11 protein-coding genes and 1 pseudogene are annotated in these 13,466 nt (G+C 76.0%); 4 read left to right on the top strand and 8 right to left on the bottom strand.

What is annotated here, in order from left to right:
• Positions 1-158: 158 nt before the first annotated feature.
• The 3 genes from ACIQGZ_RS04910 to ACIQGZ_RS04900 all read right to left on the bottom strand — a co-directional run bounded on the left by ACIQGZ_RS04910 (position 159) and on the right by ACIQGZ_RS04900 (position 4,903).
• The gene (locus ACIQGZ_RS04910) at positions 159-1,142 is read right to left on the bottom strand and encodes a hypothetical protein (RefSeq protein WP_402599394.1); all 984 of its coding nucleotides are present in this window, start codon (positions 1,140-1,142) and stop codon (positions 159-161) included.
• A gap of 241 nt (positions 1,143-1,383) precedes the next feature.
• Positions 1,384-3,867: an SUKH-4 family immunity protein gene (locus ACIQGZ_RS04905; RefSeq protein WP_402599393.1), complete on the bottom strand. Its 2,484-nt coding sequence runs from the start codon at positions 3,865-3,867 to the stop codon at positions 1,384-1,386.
• 7 nt (positions 3,868-3,874) lie between these two features.
• The gene (locus tag ACIQGZ_RS04900; RefSeq protein WP_402599392.1) at positions 3,875-4,903 is read right to left on the bottom strand and encodes an SMI1/KNR4 family protein; all 1,029 of its coding nucleotides are present in this window, start codon (positions 4,901-4,903) and stop codon (positions 3,875-3,877) included.
• 202 nt (positions 4,904-5,105) lie between these two features.
• Here ACIQGZ_RS04900 and ACIQGZ_RS04895 point away from each other — a divergent pair, with 202 nt between their 5' ends.
• Complete coding sequence (locus ACIQGZ_RS04895; RefSeq protein WP_402599987.1) at positions 5,106-5,711, top strand: DUF1349 domain-containing protein; 606 nt, start codon at positions 5,106-5,108, stop codon at positions 5,709-5,711.
• Between the two features lie 76 nt (positions 5,712-5,787).
• Here the strand turns inward: ACIQGZ_RS04895 and ACIQGZ_RS04890 are convergent, their stop codons facing one another.
• Positions 5,788-6,852, bottom strand: coding sequence for a LuxR C-terminal-related transcriptional regulator (locus ACIQGZ_RS04890; RefSeq protein ID WP_402599391.1), 1,065 nt, complete (start codon positions 6,850-6,852; stop codon positions 5,788-5,790).
• A 454-nt stretch (positions 6,853-7,306) separates the two neighbouring features.
• Here ACIQGZ_RS04890 and ACIQGZ_RS04885 point away from each other — a divergent pair, with 454 nt between their 5' ends.
• Positions 7,307-9,184 carry a BTAD domain-containing putative transcriptional regulator gene (locus ACIQGZ_RS04885; protein WP_402599390.1) on the top strand — a complete coding sequence of 626 codons (1,878 nt, stop codon included), beginning with the start codon at positions 7,307-7,309 and terminating at the stop codon, positions 9,182-9,184.
• Here ACIQGZ_RS04885 and ACIQGZ_RS04880 read toward each other — a convergent pair.
• From ACIQGZ_RS04880 to ACIQGZ_RS04865, 4 genes and pseudogenes are all read right to left on the bottom strand, one after another.
• Positions 9,091-9,657, bottom strand: a complete 567-nt coding sequence (locus ACIQGZ_RS04880) for a GNAT family N-acetyltransferase (protein ID WP_402599389.1) — start codon at positions 9,655-9,657, stop codon at positions 9,091-9,093. The two genes, ACIQGZ_RS04885 and ACIQGZ_RS04880, sit on opposite strands and share 94 nt — an antisense overlap.
• On the bottom strand, positions 9,639-10,094 hold the full coding sequence (locus tag ACIQGZ_RS04875) for a lasso peptide biosynthesis B2 protein (protein WP_402599387.1): 456 nt from the start codon (positions 10,092-10,094) through the stop codon (positions 9,639-9,641). The genes ACIQGZ_RS04880 and ACIQGZ_RS04875 overlap by 19 nt, the downstream gene beginning before the upstream one ends.
• Before the next feature lie 332 nt (positions 10,095-10,426).
• Positions 10,427-10,888 (bottom strand): glycosyl hydrolase family 18 protein, encoded by a 462-nt coding sequence (locus ACIQGZ_RS04870; RefSeq protein WP_402599986.1) that lies wholly within the window; start codon positions 10,886-10,888, stop codon positions 10,427-10,429.
• Between the two features lie 125 nt (positions 10,889-11,013).
• Positions 11,014-11,886, bottom strand: a pseudogene (locus tag ACIQGZ_RS04865) (glycoside hydrolase family 18 protein); the annotation flags it as partial.
• 272 nt (positions 11,887-12,158) lie between these two features.
• Here ACIQGZ_RS04865 and ACIQGZ_RS04860 point away from each other — a divergent pair.
• Entirely contained in the window at positions 12,159-12,683 is a 525-nt protein-coding gene (locus tag ACIQGZ_RS04860) for a YwqJ-related putative deaminase (RefSeq protein ID WP_402599386.1), read from the top strand.
• Position 12,684: 1 nt separating this feature from the next.
• Positions 12,685-13,242, top strand: coding sequence for an SUKH-3 domain-containing protein (locus ACIQGZ_RS04855; protein ID WP_402599985.1), 558 nt, complete (start codon positions 12,685-12,687; stop codon positions 13,240-13,242).
• Positions 13,243-13,466 lie beyond the last annotated feature (224 nt).

Here is a 13,466-nt window from a genome sequence, read left to right as displayed (position 1 = left end):
AACGTGCTGATCGCGGGCCAGGGGCATGCCGGGCTGTCGCTGCCGCCGAGGTCGGCCACCGGGCCGACGGGTACGGCATCGACGAGCGGTGGGCCGTACGTCCCGGCCGCGTGGGGGCCGGAGTGTGCGGGGGAGAGCGCGGCTGGGTGGGGGCCCGGTCAGGCGGGGCGGTGGTCTTCGCCGGTGGGGCCGGTGCGCTGGGCCGGGGGAAGGGGGATCTCGGCGGTCTCGGAGTCGGGCTCGGTGGCGGGGGCCGGGACCGAGGGGGTGGCGGCCATGCCGGTGAGGGTGGCCAGGGTCTGCCGGATGTGGCCCAGGTGCAGCTGGACCTGCTCCCGCCGCTCCTCGTACGCCCGCTGCTCCCGCTCGGCCCCGGCCGCGATCCGCTCCGCCTCGGCGCGGGCCCGGTCCAGCAGGCGTTCGGCGCGGGTGCGGGCCTCGGCGTCGAGCTCCTGGACCCTGGCCCCCACCGCGTTCCGGTGCTGGGCGGACTCGCGGTCCCGCCGCTCGCCCACGGCGGCGATCCGGTCCTCGATCTCCTGCTCGCGGGCGTTGTCGGTGGCGGCTTCCTCGACCGCCTGGCGGAGCCGGGCAGCCAGTTCCGCCTCGGACTCACGGCGCTGCTGCTCGGCCAGTTCGCGCCGCTCGGCGGCTTCGCGCTCGGCGGTCTCCCGGGTCTCCCGGCTCTCCCGCTCGGCCGCCTCCAGCAGTTCGGCGGCGCGGGCGCGGGCCTGGGCGAGGGTCTGCTCGGCCTCCTCGTCCGCCGAGCTGCGGGCGGCCTTGGCGGCGCTGTCCGCGCTGTCGGTCTGCCGCTTGGCGTCGTCCAGCGCCAGCTTCCGCAGCTGCCCGGCGGTGCGGGCGGCCTCCTCGCGGACGGCGGCGGCCTCCGCCTCGGCCATGGCGAGCAGCCCGGCGGCGCGCTCGCCGAGCAGGCCGAAGTCGGGCGGTGGGGCGTCCTCGGCGGCCTGGAGCGCGGTGGCGAGCCCGGTCTCCAGCTCGCGAATCTCGGCGCCGAGCAGGCTGAGCCGCTCCCAGGCGTCGTCCCGCTGCGCGACCAGCGCCGTGACCGCACGCTCGACCTGCTCCGGAGCGTAGCCACGCCGAGCGGTGGTGAAGTCGTAGGCAGAGACGGCGTCGCTCATCGGTGCTGCTCTCCTTCGTCGCCCGTGACCGAGCACAATATCGATCACATTTGGTCCGATTTGACCACCAACCTACCTTCTTCGATCGGCTCAATCCCCGAGGCGCCGCGTGAGATCCGCCGCCGCACCGGGCTGCCGTCACCCGGATGCGCCAGCCGGGAGGCGCCGGCGGGGCGGACGCGGTACGCGCGAGGGGCGCCCCGGGAAGATCCGGGACGCCCCTCGGGCTGGTACGGCACCGCTAGAGCAGGCCGTCCCAGAACTGCTCCAGGATCACCGCCCACCAGGTGTCCGGCGTCTGGAGGGCGGCCGGGTCGATGGCCGCCAGCTGAGCCTGGAAGTCGGTGGTCCAGCGGCCCGCCTGCTCGGGCGTCAGCCCGTACCGCAGCCGCCACATCCGGCCGAGCAGCGCCAGGCAGCGGACGAACTCCGGCACCCCGGAGTTCACAAACCGCGGCTGGGCCTGCTCCGGGCCGCCCTCCAGATCGACGGCGACCACCGCGGCGGTGCCGTACTGCACGCACAGCTGGCGGCCGTAGTCATTGCCCAGCACCAGATAGCCGCCCGCGTCCGGCGCGGCCGGGCGGCCACGCTCGGCCGCCAGCTCGGCCAGCGTCGGGATCGGCCGGCCCGGCTGGGCCAGCGCCCAGAAGAACGGTCCGAACTCCACCGGCAGCCCGGCCCAGGTCAGCGTCTGCGCCACCGCCTCGGGCACGCCCTGCCGGGAGACGGCCCGCTGCTCGTACCGGAAGACCGCCGGGCCGAACGCCTGCGCGAGCTCGCCCGCGAGCTGCTGCGGCGCCGGCGGCGGCAGCCGGGGCACGGCGCCCGGGTCGGGCAGCGGCACCCGGGACGGCTTGGGGCGCGCCGGGCCGGAGGCCAGCGCGTGCAACTCGTCCAGGTGCTCCAGCAGATGGCCCATGCCCGCCTGGCGGGCGGCGTGGTCGCGGCCGTACGCGGCGGTGTGGCTGATCCGTACGTTGGGCCACGCCTCCTTGACCATCCGGGCGCAGTAGCCGGCCGGCAGGTCGCAGCACTCCAACTCGGTGTGCAGCTCCAGCACCTGGTCCGGCGGCACATTGAGGCGGCGCAGCTCCTGGAGGATCTTCCACTCCGGGTGCGGGGTGCCGGGCTCGCTGCGCTGCATCACCTTCTGCTCGGAGCCGTCGGGGCCCCGGTAGCTGAGCACGGCCAGGTAGCCGGGGCCGACGGTGGGCACGCCGGGGACGGCAGCGGGCGCGGCGGGGCCCGGCGGCGGGCCGGGCGGGAACGGCGCCGGACCGCCGGGGCCGGGCTGGTTGGCGGGGCCGGGCTGGTTGGCGGGGCCTGGCTGGTTGGCGGGCGGCGGCGGGGGCGGTGCCGGGTAGCCGTAGCCGACCGGTACGCCCGGGGGCGGCGGCAGCGGGACCGCCTGCATGCCCGGCGGGGGCGGCGGCGCACCCGCCGGAACGCCGGGGCGCGGGCCGGGCCTGCCGGGCGGGGGCGGCGGCGGGGTGCCCGTGCCGGGGCCGATCACCGGGGAGAGCTGGGTGGGGGCGTAGCCGAGGTCCGCCGGGGGCGGCGGCGGGGGGCCGGGCGTACGCGAGCCGTGGTCGGCGTGGGGGTCGTCGGCGCGCAGGCCGGGCGGCGGCGGGGGCGGCGGGGTGCTGCCCGCGCCGCGTCCACCGGCCGCCGGGCCGCCGTGCGGACCGCCCAGCACACCGGGCGGCGGCGGGGGCGGCGGCGCACCGGCACCGCGCCCGGGACCGGCGGGCGGGGGCGGCGGCGGGGTGCCCGGACCGGCGCCGGGGCCGCCGCCGGGCATGCCGAGGCTCTCCGGGGAGGCGAGCATGGTCGGGGCGTGGTCGATCGGCGGCGGCGGGCCCTGCGGACCGGCCCCGGCGAACGGCGGCGGGGTCGGGGGCCCGGCGAACGGGGGCGGCGGCGGGGGGCCTGACGGGCCATCCGCGAACGGCGGCGGCGGAGGCGTCGGCGGCCCGGCCGCGAACGGGTCACTTCCGAGCGGCGGCGGAGGCGTCGGCGGACCGGCGAACGGGGGCGTCGAAGGTGAACCTGACGGACCATCCGCGAACGGCGGCGGAGGCGGCGAGCCCGGGAACGGCGCGGCCGACGGCTCCGGCCGACCGGGCGGCGGCGTCGGCGGCCCGGCGAACGGCGGCGGCGGAGGCGCAGCCGGGCCCGGGGCGGGCGGCGGCGGGGTGCGGTCCGGCGGCGAGAGCATGGTCGGTACGTCACCCGGCCCGTCCGGCACCGGCGGCGCGACCAGCACCGCAGGCGGGGGCGCGGGCACCGGCGGGGCCGGTTCCGGCGCCCCCAGCTCGGCGGCCTCGGCGGCCAGCGCGGCCGCGCCCGCCTCCTGGAGCCACTGCGGCGGGCTGAGCAGGAACGACGTCGCCTCGGCGGAGTTGCGCTCGGGCGGCGCCGGGGTCCCCGGCGGGGTGGCGCCCACCGGGCGGCCGTACGTCTCCTCGTACCGGCGCACCACCTCGTTGACCGGCAGCGCCGGCCAGAGCGTGGTCGCCCCGCTGTCGCGGGCGATGACCAGCCGCACCGCGCCGCCGTCCTCGCCCGCCCGGGGCGCGGCCGGGCCGGCCGACCGGTCCGCCGACCAGCAGACGAAGCCCAGGTCGAACTCGCGCACCCGCACCTCACGGCGCTGGTACGGCGGCACGCCGCCGTTGACCCACTCCTCGGCGGTCTCCTGCGCCTGCGCGTACGTCACCACGGCCCGATCACCCCTGCCCCTTCACCGGGACGGCACGGGCGAACCCGCCGTCCACCATCAGCTCGGCCACCGTCTCCAGCTCCGGCGGGCTGCCGGCCAGCCGCAGCAGGAACGCGTCGAAGTCGTCCCCGCAGGGCAGCAGCAGCCGCTCGCAGCGCTGCGCGGGCGGCTCCTCGGCGCCCGTGTCGCGCGCGTCGTCGTACGGGCAGAACCACACCGAGCCGGTCCGCTCGCCGCGCACCTTGAGCGCCAGCAGGCCGCCCTGCGCATAGGCGACGGCCAGGTAGTCCTTGGTGAGGTGGTCGCGTACGCACTTGTTGACGTACACCAGGTCGTCCAGCTGGTAGCTGTCCCGGACGCCCAGGAACGGCTGGTCGAGCAGCAGTCCCAGTTCGGTGTCGAGGGCCGCGCCGACCGGGGCGCGGCCGCCCGCGAGCTTGAGGAAGCCCCGGTAGGCGCCGGGCAGCCGGTAGCCGAGCCGCTCCTCGACCCGTTGGAGCTGGTCCTCGGTCACGGTCACCGGGTCGCCGCCGTCCGCGGCGAGCGCGAAGTGCACCGGCCGGTGCTCCTGGAGCGGCCGGGTGCCGCGCCGGCCGTGGTCGGCGGAGGACAGCGCCAGCCCGGCGTGGTGCCGCAGCAGCGCCTTGACCTCCACCGGGACCAGCTCCAGTCGGCGGCGCCCGGCCGGGGCGCCGCCGACGGCGTGGTGCCAGGTCCAGCCGTGCGGGGTGGCGACGGCGCACTCCAGGTCGGCCCAGAGCTCATGGCCCTGGGTGAAGAGGGCGGCGTTGGCCGAGACGTAGTCGGTGAGCCGCAGTTCGTCCACGCCGAAGCCGTCGGGCGGGTCCGCGATCTCGGCGGCGGCGGCCGCGTACGGGCCGAACTCCGGGTGGCCCTGCTCGTCCACCCGCACCCCGGCGGGGTGGCGCTCCGCGCGCACCGGATCGGGGAAGTGCACCGTCTGCCCCGCGTAGGCGGCGTTCGGCGCGTGCGCCGAACCGGGTCCGGCGGGTGCCCCGGGCCGACCTGTCGTCATCGAGATGCCCCCACTGGCTCAGCTCCGACTTCTCGCACCCCAGCCTAGGGGGTGGACGGCGGGGCGCCGCCCTCGCGGGGGCGGGGGTGCGGTCCCGGTGTACGGATGCCTCTGGCGCACGGGGGGCGCCGCCCAGCAGGATGGGGCGCGGCGCCGATGCGCCGCTGCGGCCGGTGCCGGGGGACCCACTGCGGAGGGACACATCATCCAAGGTCTGCTGATCGCTCTCGCCGAGGAGGGGCCGCCCGGCGGCTCCTGGGCCATCGACGGCGGGACACTGACCATGACGGCGGCGCCGCGCACCGACCTGTTCGCCGACCCGTTAGGCCGCGACGGTGAGCAACTACCGGACGCGGCCCGGCTGGTGGGGCTGCCGCCGGACGGCGACTTCACGCTGTCGGCCCGGGTGACGGTGGACTTCCGCAGCGGGTACGACGCCGGGGTGCTGCTGCTGCACGCCGCCGAGCGGCTCTGGGCGAAGCTCTGCTTCGAGTACTCACCGCCGGGCCGCCCGTCCGTGGTGACGGTGGTCACCCGGGGCGCGTCCGACGACGCGGGCGGGCTGGAGGTGGCCGGCGACCGGACCTGGCTGCGCGTCACCCGTACCGGCGGCGCCTTCGCCTTCCACACCTCCGCCGACGGCCACCGGTGGCGGCTGCTGCGCTACTTCACCCTGGGCCCGGAGGCGGCGGGCCGGGTGCGGATCGGGTTCATGGCCCAGTCGCCGCTGGGCGAGGGCTGCACGGTGGTCTTCGACCGGATCTCCTTCCAGCCCGAGGCCCCCAAGGACCTGCGCGACGGCAGCTGACCGGCGGGCGTCCGGGCGCCACCGGTGCGGGGCCGGGTACGCCCCGCCACCGGTACGCCGACTGGCCGGCCCCCTCTCAGGTCGGGGGCCCGTCGGGGCTCAGCAGCCCGGCCGCGTGGGCCAGGTGGCCCGCCTGGAAGCGGCTCTCCGCGCCCAACTGGTCCAGCATCTCCGCGATGTGCTTGCGGCAGGTCCGCAGCGACATGCCCAGCCGGCGGGCGATCGTCTCGTCGCGCAGCCCCTCCGCCAGCATCCGCAGGATCGACCGTTTGAGGTCGTCCAGCACCACGGCCCGGCGCTGGTCGGGCACGAAGGGCGACGCCAGGCTCCACACCTGGTCGAAGGCCCGGCAGAGGAAGCCCACCACCGAGGGGTCGCGCACCACCACGGCCCCCTCCGGATCGCGGTGCAGCGGCAGGAAGACGACCCGGCGGTCGAAGGCGACCATCTGGCCGAAGAGTTCGCCCAGGGTGCGCACCTCGGCTCCGGCGGCGGTGATCCGGTCCGCATACGCCCTGGTCGGGCCGTGGCTGCGGGCCGTGTGCTGGTACAGCACCCGCATCCGTACGCCGCGCCGCACCGCCCGCAGGTCGCGCTCGGACGCCTGCTCCAGCAGGTGCGCGGGGCGCCCGCCGCCGGGCTGGCAGGTCAGCACCTCGGTGGCGGCCCGCTCGCTGGCCTCCTCGATCAGGGCCAGTACGGTCTCCAGCGACTCCACCTCGGCCAGCGCCCGCCCGGCCGCGCCCGGGTCGTGCCCGGCGGCGGTGTAGAGGGTGCCGAGCGTGGTCAGCGAGTCCCGCAGCCGGTGCAGGTCGGCCAGGCCGCGGCGCAGCCTGGCCTCCGCGAGCGCCGCGCCGGCGGTGGCGGTCACCGGACTGGCGGCCAGCCACTCGCCGTCCGGCGCGGGTCTACCGGGTCTCTGCCGGCCGTCGGGTTCATCGGGCCGGGCCGGGCGCAGCAGTTCGAGCCGGGCCAGCGCCTCGACGGCGGCGAGCAGCCGCTCCGGCCGCATGTCCAGCCCGGCCGCCGCCGGTCCGACCGCCAGCCGGCCGTGCTCCACCGCCCAGGCGTACACCTGGACCTCATCCGGGCCGAGGGCGGCGAACACCTCGGGGGCATCTGATAACCGACTGTTCGTCAACGGGGGTCTCCTCGCAGGTCGGTAGGTGCAGCTTGTTGCGCTGCACGATGGTGCGACGGGGGTCATCTGGACGGTACGGACAGTGATGTCTCAGTCTTGTAACCGAGGGGTGGAGAAGCGGTCAAGAACACCCGCGGCCGTGCTGCGGGCCGCCCCGGAGCCGACGTACGGACTGGCGAGAGGCGACGGAGACCATCGATATGCGGGTGGCATCCCCCCAGACCGCACAGTTCGCGGGAGTCCGCGACCCCCAGGTGCGGCCATGCCCGGCGGCGGGCTCCTCTGACGACACCGGTTGGGGAGGCAGGCCGCCGCCGCCCGACCGCTGACCGGACCGCGCTCACCCGGTCCTCCTCGCCATCGCCATGAAGCGGGCGGCCGCCGCCCGCCGCTGCCGACCGCCCGGTGGGCCGGGCCGGGTCGGCGATTTCCCCGTGCCCGGGAGGAGAGGACGATGGAACCCGACCACCCGCAGCAGCCCGGTGGCCTGCGCTTCGGCATCCTGGGACCGCTCACCGCGTCGGCGGACGGCCGCCCGCTGCCGCTCGGCCCGCACAAGCAGCGGACCGTGCTCGGCCTGCTGCTGTGCCACGGCAACAGCGTCGTCCCGCTGGACCTGCTGGCGGACGCGGTGTGGGCGGCCCGGCCGCCGCGCACCGCCCGCAAGAACCTCCAGGTGTACGTCTGGGCGCTGCGCAAGCTGCTGGCCACGGCCGGGTACGGGGACCGGCTGGACCATGAGCACGGCGGCTACCGCCTGCGGGTCGCCCCCGGGGAGCTCGACGCGCTGCGCTTCGCCGAGCTGGCGCGGGCGGGGCGGCAGGCCGCCCGCGACCGGCGGGGCGGCGCGGCCGGGCTGCTGCGCGAGGCGCTGGACCTGTGGCGCGGGCCGCTGCTCACCGACCTGGCCGGGCCGGACGCCATCCGGGCCGAGGCGGAGCGGCTGGGGCTGCACCGGCTCTCGGTGTACGAGGACTGGGCGGAGGCGGAACTCGACCTGGGCAACCCGGCGGCCGTCGCGGAGACGGTCGGTGAGCTGGTCCGCGAGCATCCGTTCCGGGAGCGGCTGCGGGTCTCCCAGATGACCGCGCTGCACCGCTGCGGGCGGCTCAGCGAGGCGCTGGCCGTCTACGACGAGTACCGCAGGCTGCTGGCCCGGGAGCTGGGGCTGCGGCCGAGCCCCGCGCTGGAGGCCGGCTACCGGTCGCTGCTGGAGGACCGGCCGGTGCTGCGGGCGGCCGCGTCGCCGGCACTCCCCCGGGCCGACCCGGCGGGCGCCGCGCTGCCCCGGGACCTGGCGGACTTCACCGGCCGGTCCGAGCACCTGCGGGAGCTGCTGGGGGTGCTCGGCCGGGGCGCGGAGCAGCCGGTGGCGCTGACCGGCCCGTCGGGCGCGGGCAAGAGCGCGCTGGCGCTGCATGTCGCGCACCGGCTGCGGGACGCCTTCCCCGACGGCCGGCTGCTGGTCCGGCTGCGGGAGGCCGACGGCAGGCCGCGCCCGGCCGGTGCGGTGCTCCGCGAGCTGTACCGGGCCGCCGGGCTGCCCGCGCGCCCTGCGGTGGGCGACGACCCGGCGGAGGCGGCCGCCGAGTGGCGGGCCCGGTTGGCGGGGCGCCGGGTGCTGCTGCTGCTGGACGACGCCCCGGACGAGGCGAGTGTCCGGTCACTGCTGCCCGCGTCCGGCCCGGCCCAGGTGCTGGTCACCTCCCCCCACCGCCTGGCCGGGCTGGAGTCGGCGTACCGGGTCGAGGTCGGTCCGTACCCGCCCGGTGAGGCGCTGGAGCTGCTGAGCCGGATCGTCGGCCCGGCCCGGGTGGCGGCGGACCGGCCCGCCGCCGAGCGGATCGTCGCCGCCGCCGGGCTGCTGCCGCTGGCGGTCCGGGTCGCCGGGACCAAGCTGGCCGTGCTGCGCCATCTGCCGCTGCACGAGTACGCCGCCCGGCTGGCCGACCCGCTGACCGCCCTGGACGAGCTGTCCGCCGGGGACACCGCCGTCCGCCCCTGCCTGGCCCGCTGCTGGCAGGACCTCTCCACGGCCGCCCGCGACACCCTGCGCACCCTCGGCACCCTGCCCGGCCCGCTGTTCACCCTGGCGGAGGCGGACGCGGCCCTGCGCCTCGGCCCGCACCGCACCCGCCGAGCCCTGGAGTCGCTGATCGAGTCCTGCGTGGTCGCCTCCCCCACCAGCGAGGTCACCGCCCACGCCGTCCTCTACGAACTCCCCCGCCTCCTCCACCTCTACGCCCGCGAACAACCCCCCGCCACCCCGGCGGTGACATCCCCGGGGACAGCGTCCATCACGATCTCGTCGCACCTCTCACCGTCCCAGTAGCCGGAATCCCGCCGTCGCCCGACGACTCGGAACCCGGCGTTCTCATAGGCGCGAAGAGCAGAAGAGTTGGGAGCGAGCACGTTGAGCAGCACATTACGCAAGCCGAGCCGGTCGAACCCGTACTCCAGCACCAGTCGCACGGCCGGCGCCGCGTACCCGTGCCCGCGTCCTTCGCTCCCGAGGCAGATGAAGAACTCGGCCACCCGCACGGCCCGGTCGATGCTCAGGCTGGCGATACCGACCGGCCGGGGCTGCGCTCCGGTGAGCTCGTAGACCGTGAAGTGGGCGTTGTCGCCGTGAAGTTGCACCTCAAGGCCGGCCTGCCGGTCCGCCAGCGACTCCGGTTCGGTCCGGCCGTAACCCCGCATGACGACAGGATCGCTCTCCCACCGCCAGTATGTCTCCACCAACTCCCGCCGCAGCGGGCCGATCCCGACCCCCCCGCCGTGAGCGGTCAGCTGTGGACTGTCCATGCCTGACTCCTGGGTTCGCGGCCGATGCGCAGCGTCCGGGTGTACTCCCGGACGTCAGGGGGCTCACCGACGCGAGCACCGGTGTCCGTCTCCATCCAGGCATGCAGCCGGACAGGGTCCGGTGCGACGCCGTGGCACCAGTGTGCCCGCCAGCCGCAGGCGGCGAGGGCGGTGACGGCAGCGGTCGTTCGTTCGAGGCAGGCCACCCGGAGCGGGACCAGCCGACCGACCGCATCGACGGCCCGGACCATCGACAGCGCCGTTCCCTCGTCCACCGGCCTGCGGCCCAGCTGCCGCGCGAGTCGCGCGAGGGCGACCATGCGTGCGAAGCGACGGCGGCGGGGGCCGGTGTGGGCCACGACGAGGGCGAGGGCGACCGCCATGAAGGCGAGCGCTCGGCGGGCAGCCGGCTCGCGGGCGGTGGGGGTGAGCGCCACCGTCACCTCGCGGGTGCCCCCGACGGCGGAACGACGTGGACGCCTGCACACCGACCTCGCCCGCGCCTGGTGGCAATGGGGCAAGCCGGAGCAGACCGCGTCCGCGCTGCTTTCCGCGTACCGCGAGGCTCCGAGCGAAGTCCGCGACCGCCCGGCGATCAGAGCCATGGCCTCAGACCTCGGTGAACGCCATCCACGCACCCCGGGGGTACGGGAACTCACCGCGGCGCTCGGCACGCACCGGGCCCGGCGTTGATCGCAGCGACGACACGACGGGCGGTGCGCGGCGGGCCGGGGGCCGCCGCGCACCGTTCGGGGGTGGGGGGCGGTCGTCAGCCGAGGCTGCTGGTCATGGCGTTGAGGAGGGTGCCGGAGCTGTCGTCGTTCTCCAGCGAGAAGGCGAACAGGCCGGCCAGGCCCTTGGATTTGGCGTAGGCGCCGCGCGCCTGGATGGCCTGCGGGGTGTCACCGGTCCAGAAGTCGGTGCCGTCGTACACCCAGGAGCTCTCGGTGACGGGGTCCCAGTGGGTTTGGGCCGCCGTCGGGTTGAGCTCCTTCCAGGCGGCGAGGCCGGACTCCTGGCTGAGCGGCTTGGCGGCGGTGGGGCCGGTGGCGCTCTGGTAGAGGCCGTAGTTCGAGCCGGCCGGCACGCCGGTCCAGCCGCGCCAGTAGAACGGGATGCCGAGCACCAGCTTGGACGCCGGGAAGCCGCCGGGGATGCCGTACTCGGGCAGTCCGGTGGTGTAGGCGGCGACGGTGGTGTCGAGGTTGTACCTGGCGGTGCCGGGGGCGATCGGGGTGGTCGGGTCGGCGGGGCTGTCGTGCAGCGGGTCCTGGAGGTTGGTGGGGCCGTGGCGTCCCAGGCGCCGTGCATGTCGTACGTCATCACATCGGCGTAGTCCAGATAGGCGCCGATCTTGTCGGTCTCCAGGTACGCGATCTTGTCCTGCCCGCTGGGCAGCGCGGCGGTGAGCAGGAACCGCTTGCCGACGGTGGCGCCGTACGCGTCCAGCTGGGTGCGGAACTCCTTGAGCAGCGCGGTGAAGTCGGCCTTGTCGGCGGCCGAGTAGTGGTTGCCGGTGTGGCCGCCGGGCGAGCCGGGGTACTCCCAGTCGATGTCGATGCCGTCGAACAGCCCGGCGGCGGAGGCGGGGCCGCCCGCCGCGTCACCGAGCACGCCGGTCGGCAGGTTGCCCTTGAGGAACATGTCGATGCAGGACGAGACCAGCGCCTTGCGGGAGGCGTCGGTGGCCACCGCGTCGGAGAAGTACTTGGAGTAGGTCCAGCCGCCGATCGACATGGTCAGCCGCAGGTTGGGGTACTTGGCCTTCAGCTGGCGGAGCTGGTTGAAGTTGCCCTTGAGGGGCTGCTCCCAGGTGTCGGCGGTGCCGTCGACGCTGTCGCCCGCCGCGTAGTCGGCCTGGTAGTCGGCGTACGCGTCCCCGGCGCCGTCACCGGCGTCGGGGTTGTCCTCGTTGGCCGCGTCGGACGCCTTGATCGACTCGAAGCAGGTGTGCGAGGTGGGGTGGATGTTGGCGAAGGCGTACTCGATCACGTCGAGCTTGGCGGCGGCGCCGCTGGTGCCGACCTGCTTGGGGAAGTACGCGTTCTCGTAGATGCCCCACTGGTCGAAGTACGCCGAGGTGACCGGCTTGGCCGCCGGTGCGGCGGCCGTGGTGGCGGTGACGGCGGCGGACTGGCCGGAGGCGTGGCCGCTGCTGTCGTACCCCTGCACGGTGAAGGTGTAGGAGGTGTTCGGCAGCAGCGAGCTGACGTCCACGGTGGTGCCCATGGAGGTCGCCACGAGCTGGCCGTCGGAGTAGACCTTGTACGCCGGGACGTCGGCACCCGGCGAATCCCGGCGCACGAGTTCGACGGCGATGCGCCCCGCGTGCGCCCCCGGCGGGCCGCCGGGGGCCACAGCCACCGGAAAATCGGGGCCAACCACCGCGAACCTCCGCGCCGCCCCCACCCCGGATTCGTGATCACCACCGGGATTTGGCAGTCTGACCCCTGGAGTCCGCCGACATCGCTCGGCCGGGCGGAGTGACGGGAGGAGAGACGATGCCAGTCCGAGAGCGAATAACGGCACCCGCCGCACCGCTGCTCGACGCCTCCCCCGCGCACCCGGCCGGTCCGGTATCGCCCGTCGCCGCGCCGCTGCTGCACCAGCACCGCGACAGCCTGCTGCCCGCCGTGGCCGCCGCGCTGTCCGTACGGGGTGGCACGCACACCCACCCCGGCTACAAGAACGACCCGCTGCCGGAACTGCACCCGCTGGTCGCCGGGTTCCTGGCCGGGCTGCCGCTGGAGCACCGGGAGCGGTTCACCGGGCGCTGCCCCGAGGCCATGCTGCTGTCGCAGTACCTGGCCACGGCGGAGGCCAACCGTTCGCGGCGCGCCGCCCGCAAGCCGCTCAGCCTGGCCGAGGCCCGCAAGGCGCTCAAGGGTGCCCGGCTGACGACCGTACGGATTCGCGAGGAGGGCGACCCGGCGCACGGTACCCACCAGCCGCCCTGCCGCTCCTGCGAACCGATGCTCGCCCACTTCGGCGTGCGCAGCGTCGCGGTGGGGCCGACGGCGGACTGAGCTGCCGCGCCCGACCGCCCTGCCCGACCGTGCTGTATGGCACCCTGTCCCCGCACCGAGGAGCCCACCCCTGAACGCCCGCTTCCCCGCCGAGGTCGCCTCCGCCCTCAAGCACGCCGGCTGGCACCCCGGCCGCTGGCAGATCGGCGAGGCCGAGACCTGGGCCGACACCCTCGCCGCGCACGACTCGCCCGACGGGCACCGCCACAGCGTCTTCCCCGCCGCCGTGGAGGCGTGGGCGGAGTTCGGCGGCATCGCCATCGACCTGGCCGGGGCGGGTGAGCGGCAGGCCCGCACGCCCTTCCGGATCGACCCGATGTGCGGCCTGCACCAGCCCCGTACGCTCGCCGACCTCGGCCGCGCGCTGGACACGCCGGTGGCGCCGCTGGGCGAGGAGAACGACGGGCGGGCGCTGCTGGTGATCGACGCCCTGGGTCGGGTCCACAGCCTGGACCACAGCGGCGAGTGGTATCTGGGGCCGACCGTGGACCACGCGGTGACGGCCCTGGTGATGGGGGCGGCGCCGGAGCGGCTCCAGACTGCTGCGCGGGTGTTCTGAGGGCGTCCCGGGGCGGCGGCGCTCCGCGCGAGTGGGGGGCTGATCGCGTGGGGGGTGCCGGGCTGGTCAAGTGGGATCGGGTGCGGACCGTGCGGGGATCTCGCGCAGTTCCCCGCGCCCCTGAGGAGGTGCCGGGCTGGTCAAGTGGGATCGGGTGCGGACCGTGCGGGGATCTCGCGCAGTTCCCCGCGCCCCTGAGGAGGTGCCGGGCTGGTCAAGTGGGA

It is taken from the genome of Streptomyces sp. NPDC092296, assembly GCF_044755465.1.
GTDB lineage: Bacteria > Actinomycetota > Actinomycetes > Streptomycetales > Streptomycetaceae > Peterkaempfera.
Note: the sequence above shows the minus strand (reverse complement) of the source record. Positions and strands in the feature narration are given on the sequence as shown.

Coding starts and splice junctions, on each gene's coding strand:
- ACIQGZ_RS04860 (WP_402599386.1), top strand. CDS start 12,159: ATGCCAGTCCGAGAGCGAATAACGGCACCCGCCGCACCGCTGCTCGAC.
- ACIQGZ_RS04910 (WP_402599394.1), bottom strand. CDS start 1,142: ATGAGCGACGCCGTCTCTGCCTACGACTTCACCACCGCTCGGCGTGGC.
- ACIQGZ_RS04900 (WP_402599392.1), bottom strand. CDS start 4,903: ATGACGACAGGTCGGCCCGGGGCACCCGCCGGACCCGGTTCGGCGCAC.
- ACIQGZ_RS04885 (WP_402599390.1), top strand. CDS start 7,307: ATGGAACCCGACCACCCGCAGCAGCCCGGTGGCCTGCGCTTCGGCATC.
- ACIQGZ_RS04880 (WP_402599389.1), bottom strand. CDS start 9,657: ATGGACAGTCCACAGCTGACCGCTCACGGCGGGGGGGTCGGGATCGGC.